Origin of the sequence: Lachnospira multipara LB2003 (assembly GCF_000702205.1) — a bacterium.
GTDB lineage: Bacteria > Bacillota > Clostridia > Lachnospirales > Lachnospiraceae > Lachnospira > Lachnospira multipara_A.
In genome coordinates, this window is record NZ_JNKW01000006.1 from 35216 (window position 1) to 59518 (window position 24303).

At 33.9% G+C, this 24303-nt stretch carries 18 protein-coding genes and 2 pseudogenes; 3 read left to right on the plus strand and 17 right to left on the minus strand.

Features of this window, described 5'->3' with window-relative positions:
* The first annotated feature begins 48 nt into the window (after positions 1-48).
* Entirely contained in the window at positions 49-570 is a 522-nt protein-coding gene (locus T537_RS0104880; RefSeq protein ID WP_027437156.1) for a peptidylprolyl isomerase, read from the plus strand.
* Positions 571-774: 204 nt separating this feature from the next.
* Here the strand turns inward: T537_RS0104880 and T537_RS0104885 are convergent, their stop codons facing one another.
* The 4 genes from T537_RS0104885 to T537_RS0104905 form a co-directional block, all read right to left on the minus strand.
* Complete coding sequence (locus T537_RS0104885) at positions 775-1602, minus strand: TPM domain-containing protein (protein WP_031556568.1); 828 nt, start codon at positions 1600-1602, stop codon at positions 775-777.
* Positions 1602-2678, minus strand: coding sequence for a TFIIB-type zinc ribbon-containing protein (locus T537_RS0104890; protein WP_031556569.1), 1077 nt, complete (start codon positions 2676-2678; stop codon positions 1602-1604). Before T537_RS0104890 ends, T537_RS0104885 begins: the two co-directional genes overlap by 1 nt.
* 221 nt (positions 2679-2899) lie before the next feature.
* On the minus strand, positions 2900-3253 hold the full coding sequence (locus T537_RS0104895) for a hypothetical protein (RefSeq protein ID WP_031556570.1): 354 nt from the start codon (positions 3251-3253) through the stop codon (positions 2900-2902).
* Between the two features lie 674 nt (positions 3254-3927).
* Positions 3928-4224, minus strand: coding sequence for a hypothetical protein (locus T537_RS0104905; protein ID WP_027437161.1), 297 nt, complete (start codon positions 4222-4224; stop codon positions 3928-3930).
* 495 nt (positions 4225-4719) lie between these two features.
* Between T537_RS0104905 and fba the strand changes: the two genes are divergently transcribed.
* Together fba and T537_RS0104915 are read left to right on the plus strand one after the other, a co-directional pair.
* Positions 4720-5586 (plus strand): class II fructose-1,6-bisphosphate aldolase, encoded by an 867-nt coding sequence (fba, locus tag T537_RS0104910; protein WP_027437162.1) that lies wholly within the window; start codon positions 4720-4722, stop codon positions 5584-5586.
* A gap of 154 nt (positions 5587-5740) precedes the next feature.
* Positions 5741-6667 (plus strand): class B sortase, encoded by a 927-nt coding sequence (locus T537_RS0104915; RefSeq protein WP_031556572.1) that lies wholly within the window; start codon positions 5741-5743, stop codon positions 6665-6667.
* Between the two features lie 148 nt (positions 6668-6815).
* On the opposite strand, the gene T537_RS0104920 is transcribed toward T537_RS0104915, so the two are convergent.
* The 13 genes and pseudogenes from T537_RS0104920 to T537_RS0104975 all read right to left on the minus strand — a co-directional run bounded on the left by T537_RS0104920 (position 6816) and on the right by T537_RS0104975 (position 24136).
* Complete coding sequence (locus T537_RS0104920) at positions 6816-8927, minus strand: glutamine synthetase III family protein (RefSeq protein ID WP_027437164.1); 2112 nt, start codon at positions 8925-8927, stop codon at positions 6816-6818.
* A 484-nt stretch (positions 8928-9411) separates the two neighbouring features.
* Positions 9412-9891, minus strand: a complete 480-nt coding sequence (locus tag T537_RS0104925; RefSeq protein WP_027437165.1) for an S-ribosylhomocysteine lyase — start codon at positions 9889-9891, stop codon at positions 9412-9414.
* A gap of 29 nt (positions 9892-9920) precedes the next feature.
* Positions 9921-10877, minus strand: a complete 957-nt coding sequence (locus tag T537_RS0104930) for an NYN domain-containing protein (protein WP_027437166.1) — start codon at positions 10875-10877, stop codon at positions 9921-9923.
* 103 nt (positions 10878-10980) lie between these two features.
* Positions 10981-11163, minus strand: coding sequence for a DUF6472 family protein (locus T537_RS0104935; RefSeq protein ID WP_027437167.1), 183 nt, complete (start codon positions 11161-11163; stop codon positions 10981-10983).
* Positions 11164-11197: 34 nt separating this feature from the next.
* On the minus strand, positions 11198-12907 hold the full coding sequence (locus tag T537_RS13220; protein ID WP_081775430.1) for an amino acid ABC transporter ATP-binding/permease protein: 1710 nt from the start codon (positions 12905-12907) through the stop codon (positions 11198-11200).
* Positions 12908-13216: 309 nt separating this feature from the next.
* Positions 13217-15076 (minus strand): annotated as a pseudogene (locus T537_RS13225) (ABC transporter ATP-binding protein/permease); the annotation flags it as partial.
* Positions 15077-15103: 27 nt separating this feature from the next.
* Positions 15104-15907: pseudogene (locus T537_RS0104945) on the minus strand (tRNA 2-thiocytidine biosynthesis TtcA family protein); the annotation flags it as partial.
* 142 nt (positions 15908-16049) lie between these two features.
* Complete coding sequence (locus T537_RS12360) at positions 16050-17963, minus strand: EAL domain-containing protein (protein ID WP_051554877.1); 1914 nt, start codon at positions 17961-17963, stop codon at positions 16050-16052.
* A gap of 94 nt (positions 17964-18057) precedes the next feature.
* Positions 18058-19107, minus strand: a complete 1050-nt coding sequence (locus T537_RS0104955; RefSeq protein WP_051554879.1) for a cytidylate kinase-like family protein — start codon at positions 19105-19107, stop codon at positions 18058-18060.
* An 11-nt stretch (positions 19108-19118) separates the two neighbouring features.
* Positions 19119-20465, minus strand: coding sequence for a sodium:proton antiporter (locus T537_RS0104960; protein WP_034210067.1), 1347 nt, complete (start codon positions 20463-20465; stop codon positions 19119-19121).
* Between the two features lie 203 nt (positions 20466-20668).
* Positions 20669-22219: a hypothetical protein gene (locus T537_RS0104965; protein WP_031556576.1), complete on the minus strand. Its 1551-nt coding sequence runs from the start codon at positions 22217-22219 to the stop codon at positions 20669-20671.
* 11 nt (positions 22220-22230) lie between these two features.
* Positions 22231-22977 carry a glycosyltransferase family 2 protein gene (locus T537_RS0104970; RefSeq protein WP_031556577.1) on the minus strand — a complete coding sequence of 249 codons (747 nt, stop codon included), beginning with the start codon at positions 22975-22977 and terminating at the stop codon, positions 22231-22233.
* Positions 22978-23068: 91 nt separating this feature from the next.
* Positions 23069-24136 carry a DUF3048 domain-containing protein gene (locus T537_RS0104975; protein ID WP_031556578.1) on the minus strand — a complete coding sequence of 356 codons (1068 nt, stop codon included), beginning with the start codon at positions 24134-24136 and terminating at the stop codon, positions 23069-23071.
* Between the last annotated feature and the right edge of the window lie 167 nt (positions 24137-24303).

Below are 24303 nucleotides of genomic sequence, written 5' to 3' on the forward strand. Positions count from 1 at the left end.
TATTTTAACATTATTTAAGCAAATAATAAATACATGGAGGAAATTTAAATGGCACAGAATCCAATAGTTACAATCACAATGGAAAACGGCGATGTTATGAAGGCTGAGCTTTATCCAGAAATCGCACCAAACACAGTAAATAACTTTATTAGTCTTATAAAAAAAGGTTTCTATGATGGAGTAATCTTCCACAGAGTAATCGCTGGTTTTATGATTCAGGGTGGCGATCCAGACGGTACAGGTATGGGCGGCCCAGGATACAGCATCAAAGGTGAATTTAGCAACAACGGATTTAAGAATGATTTAAAGCATACAAAGGGTGTTCTTTCAATGGCAAGAACAATGATACCTGATTCAGCAGGTTCTCAGTTCTTCATTATGCATGAAACATCACCACATCTTGATAGAGAATACGCAGCATTCGGTAAATTAATCGAAGGCGAAGATGTATTAAACAAAATTGCTACAACAGACGTTGACTGGAATGACAGACCAATTGTTCCACAGGTAATGAAGACAGTTACTGTTGATACATTTGGAGTTGAATATCCAGAACCAGAAACAGTATAATTTGCTAAACAATATTACATTTTTCTAATAATAAAAAAGACATAGGTCAGGGCAAGCATCTAACTAGTCCTAATCTATGTCTTTTTTTCTTTGTCTTTTATTTTCTATGTCTTTTATTTTCTTTAATTTTTTATTTATTTAAAGCCTATTGGTTGACACTGCTTTGGTGTGCTCTGCAGTATCATTTGTTACCAATTTTCTTAGTTAGAAATGGCCTCCTGAACTTCCAGAATTTCCACCACCAAAACTACCTCCTCCAGAGGAACTTGATGACCTTTCAATTTTACGCTTAGTTACTGTTGTATTAATAAACACATCTTCCCTAGCATTCACATTATATTTGTGATTCTTTACATAAGTCATATCGGTTGTTGTTGTCTTTGCCTTAGCATTGCATACAGCAATAAAAGTTATAATAGTAGCAGCAAACAATGCAATAAGAAGCTTAATTGCAAAATGCTCAGTTAATTTTTCTTTCGTAGTTGGAACATGAGTGCCATCAATAATAGCAGTCTTTATATCACTAACAAATTTTGAACAGCCACCATAATAATTGCCATTAGCAAGCTTTGATTCAGCTTTTTCCCTAATACTGTCAAGCTTACTTTGCGAAATGCTTGACTTAGCCACACCAGAAGTTACGATTCTATCAGCTCTACTTGTCATATCAATCGCATATGCACAGGCATCACAATTACTTCCACTGCCATTAAATCCGTACTCTGTTTCAAGAATATTTCTTACATATTTATCCATCACGCTGCCATCATATCCATAGCTAAATGTAATGATAACAATATCACAGTTCGCGCTGTCTGAGGCAGTTTTGCACATTTTTTCCAGCTGATCTTCTTCAATATCCGATAGAACATTAGCGTCATCAATAACATAATCCTTAGTTTCAGTTGCAGTAACCACCATTGGTTTAAGACTCTCTTGAATAAAATCTACCAAAATAAAGCTTGAAAAAATAAGACATAATATAGCAACAAAACCAATTTTTTTCTTAAAATTACAATTTATAGTTTTCATTATATGTATAACCCTCCAATCATAAGAATAACGAGGATTATAATAAATACTGTTATAAAGAATACAATTCCTCTTTTTATGCTAACCGGTCTATCTGCAACAATTTTTCCAGTCTGACCGTTAATATAAAAGCTATAATTCTTGTCATTGTATTTAAAATTAAGCATCCATACCGGCAAAAGAGCATAGGTGTTTTTTAAGTCACTGACACTAACATCATTTCCATTAACAACAACACTAGTATAGCCTTTAATTGTGCCCCTTGTGATATTTGTAATGGACTCCTTAGCTCTAGACTTGGTTCTATCCTCAATTTCCTCTGCATTATAATTGTATTTTTCAGACAAATAACCCTGAAGATAACCCTTCTTAAATTCCACAAGTTCCTGATAATTAAAGGGCTCAAGCTTGTCCATTCGCTCATCTGGCATTTTCTCAGATGCATCAGCTGGAATCTTGTCAAAATTAGCACTAACATCTCTGTAAATTCTGTAATGATCAGTGTAAGTATATTCGTAATCCCCACGTCTAACCACTCTTACTCTATTAGCAAGGGCATTCATCTTAGAATTAGCGCTATAATCGTAGAGCCAAAAAGGCACATAAATACCGCTAATCTTCTCAACCACGCTATTTCTAGCTAAGGATCTAGGCGTAAGAATTCCTTTTTTTAACCAATCCTTGTAGGCTGTAACAGCCGCATCTTTATTAATCTTAAAAGGAATAACATAGTCAGGGCTAAATTCCCCATCTAAACGCTCCTCAACAAGATTAGGATTTCCACAATAAGAACAAAAAGTAGCAGATGTAAACTTATCAGTTACAAGCTTAGCACCACAACTTTGGCAGTGAAAAACCTTCATATTCTCAGAAGAATCTCCATCATATTCACCAGCATCTGATGAAAATTCTTCATTATTGTTATCGTTATATTCGCTTTCTAATTCTTTGATGTATTTATCATAATCAACAACATCAATATTAGTACCACAACTAGCACAAGCAAGTTTCTGTGTAGCAGAATCAAAAGACATCGCAGCCCCACAATTTGGGCATTTATAAATAGTAGCCGACATAAATCCTCCCAATATTTTTGGAAAAAATATGACATTTTCTCCATTTGAAAAAATTCTACTTTCTTTTTAAGGAAACGTCAACCGCATAAAATTGCACTATTCACCAAGAAAACACTAGAAAAAGAAACGTTCATAAAAAATTCATATACCTTTAAATAAAACTTTACAGTATGTGCACAAACTCTTCACTTTTATTTCCTATACTACAAGAGTAGTAAGATTTATAAATGCAATGAAAACACTTTTTGTTTTTTCATAAATCGAGTTGCATTAAATGCAGCTCTCCTCCCTCTTTTCATCGTCTGTCCCACGACAGACGATGTTTTTTTTGCGTTTAATTGGGATTCAGGCTGCCAGCTTTGTCTGGGCTGCGCGGCTGCGGCTGGACTGGCGGGCAGGCTGTGGCTGCGCTGGCAGGCTTTGTCCGGGCGGGCAGGCTGTGGCTGCGCTGGCAGGCTGCGGCTGCGCTGGCAGAATGCAGCATATTTTATGGCTTGCAAGACAAATCTTATCCATATCAACAATTTTTCCTTCAAAAAGGCAACAAATCTAAAAAAATCGAGAGTGGTTTTCATCTTTTTCCCATATTTTATTCAGATTTAGATTATTTACATTTCAAATCAGGAGAAAAAAGAGTGAAAAAATTGCCTTTTTGGATCATTTTTCTTCCTTACGGATTAGCCTTAAATTTATTGAACAAATCAAAACGAGAAAAAATAATCTGTATTGGACTTTTTCTCTCATTTTGGGCAATACAGCCTGCCCATACACCGAAGAATTCTTCCGCGCCCTCCATTAGTTCACAACATTCCCCACAGGCACTTCTCCCCACTAGCTCACTTCTCCCCACTAGCTCACTTCTCCCCACTAGCTCACTTCTCCCCACTAGTTCACAATATCCCCCCAGGCACTTCTCCCCACTAGTTCACAATATCCCCCCAGGCACATCTCCCACCAGTTCACAATACCCCCACAGGCACTTCTCCCCACCAGTTCACAATATCCCCCCAGGCACTTCTCCCCACTAGTTCACAATATCCCCCAGACTCTTCTCCCCCTGCTCACAAATCAAAAAAGGGTCCAAAGCCACATTCCACATGGCTCTGAACCCTTACTCTTTATTACTTTTTCTTTATTGATTTGTCTCTATTTCGTTACTCTATCCCTTTATTTCTTACCGCTTCGTACTTATTTTGCTAAATCTATTCCTTTGTCCGTTATTGCTTTAAATTCTAGCTTTTCTTAAACCTTACAATATGAAAAAAGAAATTATTGTACAAATTGCACCTAGCACAACAAGCACAATTCCTGTCTTTATATTCTTCTGGCTCTTTAGTTTGCTCATCTCAATTTCATTTCTCTTGTCGAAAAATATATGAAAATCCCTTTTTGCCGCGATAATCTTAACTGCACCTATAAACAAGGCAACAATTCCAATCAAAAATAACATAAAACCAATAAATGGCAGGAAGGAATCTCCAGCATATGCTTCACTATTATAAAAATCAACGTCTAATAACACATTAGACATACTAAATAAATCCATAATAACTCCTATTAACATTTAATAAGCTGTTAGAAAACACGTATTCATTCCAACTAGCCTAACTTACGTAATTACTCTAACGCGTTAGAAAGAGTCCTTATCTTTAAAGAGTCCTTATCTTTAAAAAGTTCTCCCTCAACTCGCTATTATTGTAGCATTTAGCACCTTGCAATTCAATAAACTAATCATAAACTATATGAGAAAAGATACTTAATTTTTCATAGAATTTTTTAAATTTTATGACGGAATTTGTATTTCTTTTGTTAATTTTGCACGAATAATATTTACAAAAGCATAGTTAATATGATAATATTAATTCGTTAAAAAATTGACAATTAAAAAACTTAGGCAAAATACCACATTTTTACTTTTCATTTCTATTTATTTAGTTTATAATTAGTTTAGTTTATGGCGGTGGCCAATAATTTAATATATAATCAAATTTTCTTGGGGTGATTGCCTAACAGTTAACTAAATTTACGGAGGTATTATAATATGTTAGTTTCAGCAAAAGAAATGCTAGACAAGGCTGTTGCTGGTCACTATGCAGTTGGTCAGTTCAACATTAACAATCTTGAATGGACAAAGTCAATTCTTCTTACAGCAGAAGAATTAAAGGCTCCAGTTATCTTAGGTGTATCTGAAGGTGCTGGTAAGTATATGACAGGTTTTAAGACTGTTGCAGCTATGGTTAAGGCTATGGATGAATCACTTGGAATTACAGTTCCTGTAGCTCTTCACCTTGATCATGGTACATACGAAGGTTCTTATAAGTGTATCGAAGCTGGTTTCTCATCAATCATGTTTGATGGTTCACACTATGCTATCGAAGAGAACGTAGAGAAGACAAAGGAATTAGTTAAGATTTGTCACGAAAAGGGTATCTCAATCGAAGCTGAAGTTGGTGGTATCGGCGGTGAAGAAGATGGCGTTGTTTCACAGGGTGAATGCGCTGATCCTAAGGAATGCAAGTCAATTGCTGACCTTGGCGTTGATATGTTAGCAGCTGGTATTGGTAATATCCATGGTAAGTACCCAGCTGATTGGGCTGGACTTAGATTTGACGTATTAGAGTCAATCAAGGCTGAAATCGGTGATATGCCATTAGTTCTTCACGGTGGTACAGGTATCCCTGAAGACCAGATTAAGAAGGCTATCTCACTTGGCGTTGCTAAGATTAACGTTAATACAGAATGCCAGTTAGTATTTGCAGATGCAACAAGAAAATATGTTGAAGCTGGTAAGGACTTAGAAGGTAAGGGTTATGACCCAAGAAAGCTTCTTGCTCCTGGTGCTCAGGCAATTAGAGACATCGTTGCTGAGAAGATTAGACTCTTTGGTTCAGATGGTAAGGCTAACTAAGATAATGTTATTTCTTTGATGCAATTATTTAAAGGAATATGATATAATTAACTCGGGTATGCTCAGTGTTTACCCGAGTTTTTTATCAACAAGTATTTTACCAATACAAACACTTATCTTTTTACACGAAATATGAACTAGGAGGATAGAAATAATGGGAGATAACACTTTCTACGATGATGACGACATCTATATGGATGAAGAAACTAAAAAGAATGAAGATGAAGAAGACGAGGCTGATGAGCAATTTGATAAGCAAGAAGCTAGAAAAAAGCGAAGAAAAATCATTAATCGCGTTATTCTAATCGTTGCCGCTTGTGTTTTTATTTTTTCTGCATACAAATTAATAGATATTCTTCTCGAATATAAAAAAGGTACAGATACCTACAATGCAGTAGAAAATGATGTAATTATTGACGATCAGCAATCTGTTATTCTCCAAGATGAGAATGGACAACAGTCATCTGTTGATATTCCTTTCGTATATGATGACGCAGCACTAAAAGCAATTAATCAATATGCCATAGGATATATGTATATTCCATCTATTAACTTAAGACTTCCAATGGTACAGTATTCAGATAATGATTACTACCTACACCATCTAATTGATGGCACATACAATGCAAATGGTTGTTTATTCGAGGATTACAGAATAACAGATGGAATTAATTCAAGCCACGTAATAATTTACGGACACAACATGAATAATGGTAGTATGTTTGGTTTATTAAAATACTACAGAAATGCTAGTTACTATCAGACAGACAATAACAATAAAATTTATATCTACACTGGAGATGAATTAAGAGAATATACTATTTTTTCTTGTTATCAGAGCGAACCAATTAGCGATACATACACTTATAACTTCTCAGATGTTCCAACAATGAGAGCTTGGGCAGAAAGAATGAAGGGACAATCCCTTTATGACACAGGTGTTAATATTTCTAATTCAAATCAGGTACTTACATTATCTACATGTACTAGTGATGGTAAAGATAGATTTATTGTTCATGCAACACATACAGGTACTGCTAAGATTTCAAAAACAGAGGAATCTAGTGCAGCAACTAACTAATAAAAAAGGTAAGCGTACATTTTTAAATTCACTTTACTTATTCCACATAAAGGCAGTTTAAACAATAAAGTGTAAATATAAAAAATCGCACATCGATTATGATGTGCGATTTTTTTATATGGTTAAATCTAACTAGCAACGTTTATAATTAAACTTCAAAGATTAATTCCTCATACTGAGGGAATGGCCAATATTCTTCATCTACAAGAGTTTCAAGCTTGTCAGCTGGAGCTCTTAATTCATCCATATCAACCTTAATAACATCTCTAAAGTATTTAGCATTTTCCATAGCACCTGTAACACTGCTTGCCTTTGCTAAATCATCAGCTAACTTTGTCTGTGCAGCCTTAACAGCCTTAAGTTCTCTAGTAATATCTGAAAGAATTTCCTTCTGAACACTATTATCACAGCCAAGTTCAGCTACTGCAAGTGCTGAGTTAGCAACTTCTGTTGAATAAGAAATAACTGATGGAATAATCTCTTTAGCAGCCATATCAAGCATTGTTCTAGCTTCGATATTGATTGCCTTAGAATATGCTTCATACTTAATCTCAGATCTTGATTCAAGCTCTGTCTTAGTAAATACGCCAAATTCCTCGAATAGCTTAACAGCCTTATCAGTTGTAAGTGCAGAAATTGCATCTACCATATTTCTAATGTTTGGAAGACCTCTCTTCTCTGCCTCTTCAACCCATTCATCAGAATATCCGTTACCATTAAATACAATCTTATGATATTTTGTAAAGAGTTCCTTAATCTTATCATGAACAGCAAGATCAAGATTCTCTGCTTTTTCTAATTCGTCACAAACTTCCTTCATTGCTTCTGCTGTAATTGTATTAAGAACTACATTAGCTGGAGCAATTGAGTCTGCTGAACCAACCATTCTAAATTCGAACTTATTACCTGTGAAGGCAAATGGTGATGTTCTGTTTCTATCTGTTGCATCCTTAGCAAGATCTGGTAATGTTGATGCACCAGTCTTTAATTTACCCTTCTGGATTGAGCTTGTAGCATCACCCTTATCAATAAGCTGCATAACAACATCTTCTAACTGCTCACCAAGGAACATAGAGATAATTGCTGGAGGTGCTTCGTTAGCGCCTAATCTATGATCGTTACCAACGTTAGAAGCAGACTCTCTTAAAAGATCTGAATGCTCACTAACAGCCTTCATGATACATCCAAGAACTAATAAGAACTGGACATTTTGATGAGGTGTCTTACCTGGATCTAATAAGTTTACGCCATTATCTGTTGTAAGAGACCAGTTATTGTGCTTACCTGAACCATTAACACCTGCAAATGGCTTCTCATGTAAAAGGCATACAAGATTATGTCTATAAGCAACCTTTTTCATAACTTCCATTGTTAACTGGTTATTATCTGTAGCAATATTGCACTGTGCATAGATTGGAGCAAGCTCGTGCTGTGCTGGTGCAACTTCGTTATGCTGAGTCTTAGCTGAAACGCCAAGCTTCCATAACTCTTCATTGACATCCTTCATATAAGCTGCAATTCTTTCACGAATAGCACCAAAGTAATGGTCATCTAATTCCTGACCCTTTGGAGGCATGCTACCAAATAATGTTCTGCCTGCAAATACTAAGTCTTTTCTCTGTAAATATTTATCTCTATCAACAATGAAGTACTCCTGTTCAGCACCAACTGATGCTGTAACCTTTGTAGCTTCTGTATTGCCAAATAACCTAACTAAACGGAGTGCCTGCTTACTAACAGCATCCATTGAACGAAGAAGTGGAGTTTTTTGATCAAGTGCCTCACCTGTATAAGAACAAAAAGCTGTTGGAATGATTAAAGTAGCACCTGCTGCATCTTCTCTTACGAATGCTGGAGAAGTACAATCCCATGCTGTATAACCTCTTGCTTCAAATGTTGCTCTTAAACCACCTGATGGGAATGATGAAGCATCTGGCTCACCTTTAATTAACTCCTTACCTGAGAATTCCATTAGAACCTTTCCATTTTCCTTTGGTGCAGAGATAAATGAATCATGCTTTTCAGCAGTTGCACCTGTAAGTGGTTGGAACCAGTGTGTATAGTGTGTTGCACCTTTCTCAATAGCCCAATCCTTCATTGCATTAGCAATGACATCAGCATCTGCTAAACTTAATTCCTGCTTACCATCCATTGTTAATCGTAAATTCTTATAAACGTTTTTTGGTAAACGCTCCTTCATTACAGTATCGTTAAATACGTTCTCGCCAAAGATATCGGCTACATTGAATTTCTCACTCATAACTTCTTTACCTTTCTCGCTAATATTCTTAATCAAAATTAAGAACTAATACCAATACATAGTCTACAAAACTTTATAAAATTAATCAACTGTTGAAAATAACAATTTTTCCATAAAATTTCTCAAGTTTTGTCGCATTTTTACTATGTAGCTTTGTACTTTATTTTCTTAAGGTTATGGGAAAATAAAAAAGGCGTTCACCAAAGGTACAAATACACCCTTTACGTGAACGCCATTGTTCCTAGTTTAAATTAAGTCCGAACCGCCGTGTTCTTGCGTTTCGTTCTTAAATAAAATACATTAAATTCATAACTAATGCAAGTAAATTTCAGCAAAAGTTAATAATGTTAAAGATATCAATGAATTTTCTTGTTATAATTAGTCATTTCTTTATTATATGCCTAATAATATTTAGTTCATATCTTTACAAACATTATATATATGCCATTGGACTTAAAAATCTTAACCAATACTAGGAAGCTTATTAATTTGGATAACTAAGTCTATCTAAAGTTGGTCTATCAAGAACTTCTGACTTAAACTTTCTAACATAAATCTTAGCTAAATTAAGATTGTTATCTAGGTAATTTCCGCAATCTCTTGGAGTTGCCCCTGGGATTTCTCCTGTAAATGAAAGTGCAAAATCTGCTGCCTCTCTAAGAACTGGAATTATATCTTCTGATTTTAAATCACCAGCAAAAATCAAATAAAAACCTGTTCTGCATCCCATTGGTCCAAAATAAATTGTCTTAGAACCCCATTCTTCATGATTTCTAAAAAATGTTGCCCATAAATGCTCTATTGTATGAATTCCAGGGTTATCCATAGGTGCCTCAACATTAGGTCTTGTAAATCGTAGATCAAATGTTGTGATTACTTCATCTCCTACATGATCTTTTCTTGAAACATATACACCAGTAAGAAGGTCTATATGATTTACTGTAAAACTTGCTATTTTTTCCATAAATAATCCTTTCTATGTGCATCAAAGGCTTATTTAAAATCTTCTTCATCCACAGACAAGACAATCTTTCGACCATCAACATCTCGAATTGTTAAGCTCTTGATGCTATTTATAAATTTAGAAAGTGTAGAATAACCATATTCCTTAACTTTAAAATTAGGATATTTGCCGTGAATACGCTGTCCTAGAGCACCAAGCTCCATTCCAGTTCCATTGGTATCTTCTATACTTTTTATTGCAAAATCTGTTACGTGTTTTCTAACTGACAAATCTTCTCTAAGTCTAACAATAACTGTATTATTAATATTAATTACATCAAAGCCTTCTATTTCCTCAAGGAACTTAGATAATGAGCTATATCCGTAATTTCTTACATCGAAATCTGAATATTTTTTCTGAAGTCTGCTGCCAATTTCACCTAGTCCACTTTGTCTTCCCTTATTGTCATTCTCAGTAATTATCTCAATTATAGCATTCTCTACAACACTTTGTTTCAAGATATTCTTAGGCTTTTTAATCTGCTTAGTATCAGTTTCCACCTCATCTTCATTCTGATCAACAATAAGCTCAAGATCTGTAAATACAGAGCAGGCCGCTCTAAAGGATTTAGGAGTCTTATTCTCTCCCATACCAATAACTTCCATACCTGACTCTCTTAGTCTACTTGCTAACTTGGTAAAATCTCCATCACTACTTACTATGCAAAAACCATTGACGCTATGAGTATAAAGGATATCCATAGCATCAATAATCAAAGTAGAATCTGTAGCGTTCTTACCTACTGTATTTCTAAACTGCTGGATAGGAGTTATGGAATTTTCCATAAGCTCCTTCTTCCATTTTCCTGATTGTGGACTTGTCCAGTCACCATAAATTCTTTTATATGTAACAACTCCGTATTTAGTCATTTCATCCAAAATACTTCGAATATATTTTGAAGAAATATTATCTGAATCAATTAAAACTGCATATCTCTTATCATCCATACCCTCACCTCTTATTTTTCCCAAAAATTACACATGAACATCAGCCATTAGAATTGCCTTCGGCAATGGGGCTGACGCCTAGTAGCAAGTGCTAAAGCACTTGCTACATTTGGTGTCTTACTACTTTATATTCGTCGTTGCTTTGGTAATATGGGCAATTCTTATATTTTGAATTTAATAGACGTGCATAGTCGTCTTCATCCATATTAACATCGCATACATATTCTTCTAGTTCTTCATCGAATACTAGATTATTGCAATAATCGCAACTATATTGTGACGCCATTATTACATTACCTCCATCTTCACAAGGCTTTTAGTTAGACTAAAATCTTGTTGTCTACAATATTCATAGTTGAATCCCTATGAGAGACAATTATTATTGTCTTATTTTTACAACTATCTGCTAAAGACTTAAGGATTATACCTTCATTTAAAGAATCAAGATTAGATGTTGGCTCATCCATTAATATAACATTACCATCATGTAAAAATGCTCTAGCCACACCTATTCTTTGCTTCTCGCCACCAGATAAGGCATCCCCTAATTCTCCAATAACTGTATCGTAAGCCTTTGGTAGGCTCATTACAAAGTCATGTAGGGAAGCTTTCTTAGCTGCCTCAATGATCTCTTCTCTCGTGGCATCTGCCTTAGCAATAGCAATATTTGCTGCAATTGTATCATTAAACAATTCTGTTTCTTGACTAACAAAAGCAAGATTATCTCTTAAAGATACTGTGTTAATATCCTTAACATCACTATCTTCAATCTTGATACTACCATTTGAAACATCGTAATATCTCATAATTAGCTTAAGCAATGTAGACTTACCACATCCACTCTTACCATAAATTCCTGTAATCTTACCCTTTTCAAAAAAAGCATTGTAGTCACGCAATATTTCTTTTTCATTATACGCAAATGAAACTTTATCGGCAACTATTTTTAATCCAGTATTAGTCTTTATAATATCCTTAGAGTCTGTTATCTCCTCAGTTTCTGGCTTCTCATCTATTATGGCAATTACTCTTTTTGCACTAGCAAGTGTATTAGTAAATGTGTTAGAAAGCGATGATAATGCTGTTACAGGTCCAAAGGAAGATAGCATAGCCACTGTGCTTATAATGCACTGTGTGTATGTAATAGCGTTATTATCTGCAAGGAATAACATTGTTACAAACATAATATATGATGCAAGGTAAATGCAAAGGTTAGTCCACATCTTTGAACTTCCCTCAATTCTGCTAAGTCTTAACTGGATTTTTGATAGTCTATTAGACATCTTAGCCATGTTAAGTCTTCTTGTTAAACCAGCATTATACTGAATTGTTTCATCAAGTCCTCGATATGAATCAAGGCAATAGCTGTTTAAATCACCAAAATTCTTTCTATAATCCTGACCTAATTTCTTATTTAACTTACTTGTAACTAAAGGAATAATAATTCCAACTGTAATGTAAGCAAGCGCTGCAATTACAGCAGCAATACTTGAAATATGTCCAAAAAATACAAGCATAATTACACTTACTAAAACAGCAATAGCAATCGGGCTAATTGTATGTGCATAAAAAACCTCAAGTAATTCAATATCAGATGTTATAACTGATATTAGATTTCCTCTATCCTTACTATCAAGCTTAGCAGGTGCTAACTTTGAAAGGGCTGCAAACACTTTATGTCTTATTATTGCAAGAAGCTTAAATGCAATAAAATGGTTACAATACTGTTCAGCATAATGTAAAAATCCTCTAAGAATAGCTATCACAAAAAGAATAATACATGCTGTATTTCTCTGGCTGTCTGATAAACCACAAACCAAATCTCCCACCACACCATTAGCTTCAAAGTGGGATCCAAAGTATTGAGTAATAATACCTGTGGCAAAAATCGAAATTGATATTGCGCACATATAACCAATTGTTCCAAGAATAATAGCTCCAAGCATTATAGGTGCTAAAGGCTTTACTAAGCCAAGAAGTCTAAATAAAGTAACTAAGCCGTTAATTTCTTTACTTTCATTAACAGGCATCTTAACAGTATCATTCTTAATTTCCTCTGATTCTTGTGATTCTTTATTATCAAAGAATCCAAATCCGGAGTTGTTATTTTGCTCAACTGTTTCATAGTGGTTAAGCTTTTTATATCCCTTAATTTCATATAAAGAGTTACGAACCTTTAGGAAGGCTTCCTGTCTTTGTTCCTTATCTCTTACCTCTTCAAGGATTTTTTGTTGTCTTAATTCTTCTAATTCCTGTTGTCTCTTTTGTTCAATATCCTCTTCACTGTTATAGAGACAAACGCCACTTCTTGTATCAATTACATTAATATCAGAAGCGTTTTTTGTATGGAAATTCTCTAGGGCATCTTGAGCGTTATAAAGCTTAGCATATTCGCCATATCCCTTAGTTTTTCCAGCCTTATTATCAATATTAAGGATAAGTTCATTATGAGTTCCAGCCTCTACAATTTGACCATCCTTTAACATATAAATGCAGTCAGAATTTACAACATTCTTTAATCTGTGTGATATTAAAAGAACTGTTTTTACTTTAGCTAATTTATGAATTAAATTCATAATTATTTCTTCACTGCCCGCATCAATATTAGATGTAGCCTCATCAAAAATATACATTGGTGTATCGCAAAGAAGCGCTCTAGCAACACATAATCTCTGAGCCTGTCCACCTGATAAATTAGTTGCTCTCTCGTTAATAAGAGTATCTAGTCCTTCTCTGTCCTTAAAGACTTCATCTAAGTCTACACTTTTAAGAACTTCCCACATATCCTCATCGCTTGCATCTGCATTAGCCTGTAAGAGGTTTTGGCGAACTGTTCCCTTAAATAGGTAACTGTTATTTTTAACTAATGTAATATTGCTTAATAAGCTTTCATGTCTTATTTCTTCAATATTAATTCCGTTTACTTTAATTGTACCCTTAAAATCTCTTAGCTTACCTGTAAGAATTGCGGCAATTGTACTCTTACCGCTTCCTGATTCACCAACTAAAGAGATAAAACTGTTAGCTGGAAGTGTAAGATCAATTCCCTTTAGAATCTGTCTTTCACTATCATATCCAAAGCTTACATTCTCCATAAGAATACTTATAGAATCAGCCTTTTCACCCTTCATAAAATTAATTGTTGCTTCTTTAGAATCAACTAAGTCCTTGCTTCCCTTTGCAGGTTCTTCTAAATCAAGCAATCTAAAAATCTTATCTGAAGCTGCCATTCCATTCATAGCAATATGGAAATATGAGCCAAGTAATCTAAGTGGTATAAAAAATTCAGAAGAAAGTAGAATAATTGAAAGAGCTCCTGCTAATCCAACATTTCCCTTAAAATATTCTGATATAACAACAATCATACCAACTGCTGCCCCACCATATGCCACAATATCCATAACAGATGTGGAATTTAGCTGCATTGTTAGTACTTTCATTGTGATTTTTCTAAATCTATTAGACTCTTCATCCATTAATTCTGCCTTAGCTTTATCAGCCTGATATATCTTTAGAGTTGTAAGGCCATTTAAATTATCAAGGAATGAATCCCCTAATTCTGTGTAGATACCCCAATATTTGCTAAGTAGTTTTTTTGCGATTTTTTGCACAACTACAATAGAAATAGGAATAAGTGGTACACATATTAATAACACAACACTTGCCTTAACATTAATATTAACTAATACAATAAATAATGTTATTGGAGCAAGTAGGCTATAAAATAACTGAGGTAAATATTTTCCAAAATATGTCTCAAGCTGTTCCACGCCTTCAGTGCTAAGCTGTACAACTTCTGCTGTGCTAACACTTTCCTTATATGAAGGACCAAGTCTAAGCAATTTATCATAGATCTTATCTCTTAATACTTTCTTTACGTTAGCGCTAGATAGATAATTGATTCTAGCAAGAAGTTTGTCCGAAATCATTCTAATAATAACCAATAAAAGTAATGTAACAAGTACTAATAAAAGCATTGTGTAATTAACATGGATTCCAGCAACATCCACAATAACCCATTCAATCGCCACATTATGCAGCGCTGATGGAACGCTTTCACTAAACACATCTGCTACAAAACTAGTTAATGTAAAAATAGCTAACATCTGTGCTACAAGTGAAACCCACTGAATTATAATATTTAGATATATATATTTCTTAGAGTTTGACAATAGCTTTACTAATCTAGTCTTAATCATTTTAAATTCCTGTCTTTCTTATTCATTTTAATACTCATCTAAGAAGTGATGCTTTACTCCCTTTTTCTTATATGCCACAACTGTGTCTACATTGACATTCTCCACACTTCTAAAAATATTTTTCTCAATAATAGGGTCTTTAGCTGCAAGCTCCTTAATTAGAGCCTTAGTCTCTGCCCTCTTAGAAGTGAGATTCGCATCGTTATTAGCCACAGCCTCAGTCATTCTGCAGGCACATTGAATAAAGGTCAATTTATTGTATGCGCACCAATGTTTAATGTCCTCTTCCCTAATTAAATACATAGGCCTTATTAGTTCCATTCCTTCAAAATTAGTGCTATGGAGCTTCGGCATCATTGTCTGTACCTGCCCTCCATATAACATACCCATAAGAATTGTCTCAATAACATCATCAAAATGATGCCCAAGAGCAATCTTATTACATCCCAATTCCTTAGCCTTAGAATATAAATATCCACGTCTCATTCTTGCACAAAGATAACAAGGGCTTTCCACTATCTCTGCAACAGTATCAAAAATCTCAGTCTTAAAAACCTGAATTGGAATGTTTAATAACTTAGCATTTTCTTCGATTTTCTTCGAGTTAACTTCGTTATAACCCGGATTCATTACAAGAAAAACTAATTCAAAATTGTTTCGTCCATGCTTTTTAAGCTCCTGGAAAAGCTTAGCAAGAAGCATAGAATCCTTACCACCTGAAATACAAACAGCTATCTTGTCTCCATCCTTAATTAAATCATATTCATTAAGGGCTTTAGTAAACTGTCTCCAAATGGGTTTTCTAAATTTTTTTACGATGCTTCGTTCAATATACGCCGCATCAATTATAGGTTCATTACTATCTTCCAAATTCATAAACAACTATTAACCTTTCCCTTTTTAAACCTTTTGCTGGTATATAATACCATCTTTAAATCCTTTATACAAATTAAAAAAATGTAATAAGTTTCTACTAGTTGTCTATCCCATTAAACCTCTTTACATACTCAATAAATTCATCCTCCGGAATTGGTCTAGAAAAATAAAAGCCCTGACAATAGTCACAACCTAATTCCTCCATAAGTTCCTTTTGTTCGCGGGTTTCTACACCTTCCTGGACGATTTTTCTTCCCATTCTTTTGCCCATTTCAATTGTGTTCTTGAGCATTATCATTGCTTCTTCATCCTCTAGAGCTCTCCATAATATTTCTCTATCAATCTTAAGTAGCTTAAAATCAATATTAAATACGCTACTCATACTAGCAAAACCTGCTCCAAAATCATCAATTGATGTGGCAAAACCTAAATCACGCAACTTTCTTATGGTACGTTTCATAACCTCAGTATTTTCAACTGCTGCCGTCTCTGTGATTTCAAGATTTAGCATTGTTATATCCACATTGTATTTTTTAATAATGTCTGTAAAACGATCCGTTAAGTCTCTTTGCATGCACTGAACTGGAGATAAATTAACTTCCACATAATCAATTCCAAGACTCTTAACATCGTTAGTACCAAGGAATCTACAAACATCTTCAAATACAAATTCTCCAATACCTATAATAGAACCATTTTTCTCAGCAGTTCTAATAAACTCCTCAGGATTAATGGCACCAATGTCTGGATCGTATAATCTAAGAAGCGCCTCTGCCGATTTAATCTTGTTATTCTTTCTGTCCCAGATAGGTTGGTAATAAACCTTAAACTGGTTAGTAATTAGGGCCTTTCTTACGGCACGTTCGATTTTTAAACGTCTCTTTATCTCCTCAAGCCCGTTGCCAGAAATAAATGTTAACCTCTGTCCATTACCGGCTTCCACATTACCAAGCAATAATAATTCCTCAACCCTATTAAGATTATCCGGAACACTCACCTCATAAATCACCACATTGTATTCAATATCAATGTCGTTTATTTTCCACGGCTCTCTAAATCTAGTATTAAGAGTATATGAAAAATATTCTGATTTGTTACGGTTTTCGCCTGCTAATACAACTGCAAAAACACCCATATTAAGCGAATATACAACAGCTGATTTATCAATGCTCTTTAACCATGTTGCCACCCTTTTTAAACTGGCATTTATCTGGTCTATACCAAGAACTGACATATATCCATCAATATTAGTAAATTTTATAATAAGTACTCCAAACTTATTATTACTTTCAATTAGGATATTTACATCTCGCTTAAAAGTGTCTCTACTATAGACATTGTATTCAAGCACCTTATGACTTGCCTCATCATCAAGAGTAAGCATTACCGATACATAAACTATTGACTGAACAAATAGCTCAATCAAAATCCTAGGATAGAAATACTGGACCACTATAGCTATAATTCCACCAAGAATGAATGTAAATAGAATAACCACTTTTCTTACACCAATTACCTTAATGTAATAGAACATATGCCCAATAAACATAAAAGCATAAAAGCATGATACTCCATAAATAAAAATCATCCATGGTCCTCTCACGTAATTCATATTATTATCTATTGAAAAGATCATATTATTGAATACGTTAAGAATTACAAGTGCCACATTAAATAAATATGGTATTCCAAGAAGCACATACCTTGTCTTTGGTGTCTTATAAAAAGCACCTGAAACCATATTTACGTATATGTAGTGCAAGTAAATTACACCATTATGAATTATAAAATATAGCGTCGTCGCTAGGTAAACTATAGGAAAATTAACGCTTCCTGGCTTATTCATTCCCCAAACAAAAACTATATCTAGAATTGAACAAATAAGACCATTATAGACTATTAACTCAAAAACCCTATTCTCGTGCCTTTTTCTGTCTTTAATAACCTGCATGCAGACTATAACAACAATACTCACTATTATAGCGCATACATCAAAATCAAAATTATACATTATATATCTCCATACTAGCTAGTTCATAAATTAAAATGGTGATGCTAATTAAAGCATCACCATACTACCTAACAATTATATCAGATTTTTAAAATTATTTACATCCGTTATTTACAATCTCTGCTATAAAATCGATAGTTCCTTCGATACCATATCTAGAACTATTGATACAGAAATCATATTGATTAGCCTCATACCAATCCTTGCTAGTATAATACTTATAATACTTAGCTCTGAATTTATCGACTTTTCTTAAGTGCTTCTTAGCTGTCTTATAATCTGTTCCATTAATTTCCATCATTCTCTTAATACGCTCATCTTCTGGAGCTGTAATAAAGATACTAATATGTGGAATATGGTTATTAGTAAGAATTGCATCAGCACATCTACCCATAACAACAAAATCTCTATCTTTAGCATTATCACAAAGGATTTCACTAATCTTAAAGAATATTGCATCCTTTAAAGGTAAACCATGATATCTATTCAAATTAGTTAGAAGATATTTTAACTGATCAGAATTTTTCTCATAGTAAATGCTTGAACGCTTTCTATCATATTTATAGCCAATGTCTGTTGATTTCTTAATATCATTAACATTGCGACCGTGTCCTAGATTGTTAATAACTTCCTGGAAAATTTCAGCATCATAAAAATTGCATTTTAATTTATCTGCAAGGCCAAAACCAATTTCTGTTCCGGCACTACCATATGTTCTATTAATGCAGATAATTCTATGATGTTTTTCTTCTGTTTCTACTGTCTTACTAACATCTGATAATTTAGCTGCTTCGTAATCAAGAATTTCAACGCCACCAAAACCAACTGACATATCCTGTAGTTGCTTAATGATACTATCATATTCAATCATAATAGACTTCCATGTTGCGTAATCCTTTTTCTTAATTGATCGAGCCATATTACCAATTAAGGCAACAATACTTCTTGAAGCGTGAGACTTATGGCTTTCTGCTATAGTCTCCATAATTTCTTCAATAGATGACTGCTTGTCATCGCTAAATAATCTACCTAGGTTTGAGCCCGTAGCTGTATAAACCTTTTTATCTAATTCATATATACGTTCAGCTAATTTAGCAAAATCAGCCTCTGTATATTTACTTTTTATCTTTTCATTTTCGCCCATACTCTAACCTCCTATAAGAAGAAAACCAAAGTATCAAGTATGAATACAGGAACAAGAATACCTATTGACCATTTCATATAGCCAAAGAAGCTTGGCATTCTAATACCGTTTTCATCAGATATTGATTTAATCATAAAGTTTGGTGCATTACCAATATATGTATTAGCACCCATAAATACTGCACCACATGAGATTGCAAGTAACATATGAGTTGGAATTGTACCAACTGTTGTTGCTATACCTGCCTGATATCCTAGTGTTCCTGCAGCTGTAAGGAATACTAAATATGTTGGTGTATTGTCTAAGAAACTTGAAAGCGCACCAGTTGTCCAGAACATCTGAAGTGGCTTAGTTAAACCTAAATCAGGACCTACAGCCTTTAGAAGTGTAAGGGCTGGAGCCATTGTAATAAAAATACCAATGAAAAGGATTGCAACCTCTTCAATAGCACCCCATGTAAAGTGGTTTCTTTCTCTGATTTCTTTCTTAGTTGTCTTAAATGAAAGAAGAGCAGCAAGAAGAATAATTACACACTCAATAATTGCTGGATATGTAAATGTTACTTCACCAAGAATATGAAGTCCTAAAACTTCGCCTTCTGCATTCTGGAATGCTGACATTGTAGGAAGCACACCACTTAAGATAACAGCAACTACAATCATAACAAGGAAAATTAAGTTATGAAGTCCTGAGAACTTAATCTCTGTACCTGGCTTGCTAAGATCTGGTCTGCGTCCTCTAGCTAAATCTCTTCTGTATCTCTTTCTATCTATTAAATAGAAAATAATAGATAATACAATTACGTTAAATATGAATACAGGGAATAGATTTAAGCTCCAGAAGAATGGAACACCTCTCATAAAGCCCATTAAAAGTGGTGGATCACCCATAGGTGTAAGTGCACCACCTAAGTTACTAATCATAAATATAAAGAAAATCATAATATGACTCTTATGTCTTCTCCATGAATTCATCTTAATAATAGGTCTTACCATAAGCATTGATGAACCTGTAGTACCAATTATACTTGAAAGGAAAGTACCTATAATTAAGAGTGCTGTATTAACACCTGGTGAACCAGCTAAGTCACCATCAAAAGAAATGTTACCAGCAACACAATATAAACCGAATAATAGAACAATGAAGGTTACATAGTCTCCAAAGAAACTTTCTAACATAGATTCAGCTGTTCCAAATAAACTATTATGAATTGTGAATAGAATTGCAAAAACAATAATCCAAAATGCTACTGCAATTCCCTTATACTTTTCCCACCATTCAGCTTTAAAAATAGGAAATAGAGCTATACATAACAATAATCCCACAAATGGTAGGCATAAAATTATAGAATTAACCATAAATTTACTCCTTCTGTTAATTAATAGTAATTAACTTGTTCTTACAATTTGAGTATTCTACTCTTGATTGTATACAAAATCAATACTCTAATCACTTTTTGAATGTTTTTTATCAACTACCAATTTTTGTGACTGCGGATTATTATAACTCTAATTTTTAATAAATGTAAGATGAAATTTTTATAAAATGTAATGTTTTTTCATTAGTTAAAATTGTGACCAAAAAATAGCACCTTACAAATTTCCCCTAGAGTTTTAGTTGAATATCCTGTGAAATTACTATCATAAGGTGTAACAAAAAGCAGAAATACTGTCATTATTGTAATAAGGCACAAATACGCAATATTTCTTCTAAAGTTATTTTTAAATCTAGCATCTATTGTTTCTGATAGAGCACCTATGCAAATAAATGCATTCACTCCCATCAAAAATAAGAAGTCCATCTTATATCTTTCAAGCAAATATGGAGTCCAAAGTATTGATGTTATAGTAATAATTACAGGGATAAAATTAAGTATCATAGTAAATAAATAGATACCATCCTTTGATAGCTTTTCACGCACGCGTCTAAAAAATACTGCAAATACCACTAATAACATTGGAAATTCCACAAATATTCCAGAGAAACCTATAAATGGAAATTCTTTCTTAACATTCTTATATTTAATAAAATTGTCCGCCAATCCATTAATTACCCTAACCAGATCAAATTCCTCAAAGAAAGAACCGTAAGCTGTCTGATCTGCTACTGTCATCTGGTAGCTTTGTCCAAATTCAAATGGATTCTCAAATCTAATCTGATTATACACCATTAAAGCTAGAGCTACAACCAAGTAAGGAATCATGGCTATAAACAAGGTAATCACTGCATTTTTAATCTTAGCCTTACTTTTAGTAATATATTCTCCTGCAAGGCATTTTTTTATGAATCTAATAACAATAGGAATTGTGGCAAGACATATTAAACCAACTGTTGGTCTACATCCCCAACTAAGGGCGCCAAATAATGCTCCTATTAAGGCATAAATTCTTACTTTCTTAAGACTAGTCTCAACATATACTCCACGTATAAGAAAGTAAAGACTCCAAATCTGACAACATATAGCTGCTGCAATAGCAGTGCAATAAAGCTCTGGTGCATCCATAATATACCAAAGACTAAGCAGAGAAATCGTTAGATATAAAAGCATATTAAGCATTAAGGGAGTGTTTTTAAAGAATCTCTTTTTAAGTAAATCAAAGAGTAGGAATAATCCCAGCAAAAATAAAGCCACCATTATTCTTGTAGCCATAATTGTTGGAAGGTCCATTCCCGTAATCATTCTAAAGGGAAGAAAAAATACCAATACAGGCACAACACCAAAATACATGTAATACTTTCCATTATAAAAAGCACTATCCCAATGAACCTTAACACCTTCATCTAATCGTGCCTCGTAATCATAAGGATTATCCATTGTAAGAAGTTTCTCATCAATATCATCAAATTCTAGATAAAGATGTCCATGTAGAAAGCTTCTTGCAAGTAACTCATATTGATTATGATGATTTTCATTCCTACCATTCCATGTAGGGCTAAAGCCCATTGGAACTAACACAAGAATCATAGTTAGAACAATAGTTGATATTTTAATCACTCTATTTCTTTGTCCATTTTTTTCAAAATCATCTTTCCAAAAGCATGACTTTTTATTAAAGGCATAAAAGCATGCAATTATCAAAGCCCATATAATTATACTGCATAATATGTACATTAATACTCCCCCTATTTTTCATCATAATAATGTAAAAAATAGACTCTATAAAAAATCTTCCAGGTGTCTACAAAGGCTCTAAATATATCCTTTAGTCCAATTCTATTAACACCCTTATCACGCACAAATACAACTTCAACTGGCATCTGTGCAATCTTAGCCCCTCTTCTGTGAACTGCAACTAACAATTCTATATCATAAGCAAATCCTGCTGTTCTAATTAAATGGCCCACCGGTTTTATAGCAGATGCTCTAAATACCTTTAAACCCGTCTGTGTATCCTTTACATTTAAATGAAACAAGCATAATAGCATTAAATAATAACCCATGCTAATTACCTTTCGTTTAAATGGATACTTTAATTTAGAATCTTTATGAAATTTACAGCCAATAACCACATCCTTATTGTCTGTTATCATCTTCTCTAAATAGCCTTCTAACTGACTCGGATTAAGTTCCAAATCTGCATCAACAAAAGCTATATATTCTCCATCTGATTGCATTACACCAGCCATAATCGCGTTCCCCTTACCACGATTCTTACCATACGAAACCGGTCTAATACGACCATCCTTTCTTGCTGCCCTTTTGATTTCTTCTAAGGTGTTATCCTTACTTCCATCATTAACCACAACTATTTCAAAGTCCTCTACGAAATTACTTACAATTTCTACTGTCTTAATTAAATTGCCATATATAAGAGTTTCTTCGTTATATGCTGGCATAACTACCGATAATTTTCCGTCTAAATCTAGCATCACCCAATATCCTTCTCCATAAAAAATGAGTACTGTAACAATACAGTACTCATTATAACAATTGCATTTTTAAATATCTACAGATTAACCATTATTCTACATCAAGACCAAATTCTGTAGAATGAAGTTCCACATATGTTCTACCATCTGATAGTTCTATTTCTTCCCCTGTTTGTGCATATGTATAAACTGTTTTTGAGTGTCTGTCTGCCTTGCTCCAATTAATTGGTACTGCATAACCATTAGTAATATAAAGACCTGTACCAGATCCTATTGTATCAATATCAAGGCAGTAATTATCTGGCATGTAACCATATGAAATATTCTGCACAATAACGTTTTTGGCACTAAACTGCTCACCTGTACCATAATCAACTGCATCTGTACCATTGTTAGCTCTTAAATACATCTTAGATTCTGCATCATATGTAAATGTTGTTGTCTGAGCTCCACCAAGAGTTACTGATACTGTATTAGCGCTTGTAACATCTGCCTTACTAGAAAGATCCACATCTGATGGATTATAATTAAAGACTAGTGTATCGCTTGCATTATCACTTTCCATCTCAAAGCCCTTAGAATCCTTAGCATAATCTAAAAGCTTAGCTGTTGATGTATAAGCTGTATGCTCTGTTGCAAGATTTCTAGGATTCTCTCTCCAGAATGGCGAATCATACATACCATTAATATCAGAAATGCCTGTGCTATCAATCTGTGAAATAGCCCAATCACTTCCACCAAAATGAACAAAAATAGCATCTGATTCAAAACAATAATCTAGCATATTATGTCTAGCACTTCTAACAGTACCTACCTGAATATCATCCGTAACATCTTTAAAGAAAGATAATAATCTTGTCTGTCCACCTTCAACTGGAATCTCATAAATAAGATAAGCACTATTTAACCCTCTTTGTACTGTTGTTGCTGGATATACATTGTTAATAGAAATCGCAAATGGTCTTGATTTTGAATCTGTATTTACAATATCAACCTTATCAGTCTTAGGCTGTGTTGTCTCCTCAGATTCTGCTGCCACTTCTCCACTAGTGTACTCAGCTATAGATGTCTTTTTCTTACTACATGCCCCCAAAGTTAAAATTGCACTTGTAGAAAAAAGACATATAAGCATAATCGAAAATAATCTCTTTACTTTCACGATGCCCCCTCCTCTCTATTAATAGTTTAATTTTACTATTAAAGAGGCATTTATTCAAGTATCTGTAATAAACATTCACTTACGATATAATTATATAGACGAATATGAATAATTTGGACATTTAAGAACAATAGACATTACTTATTGTAGAAAAAAGAAAAACACCT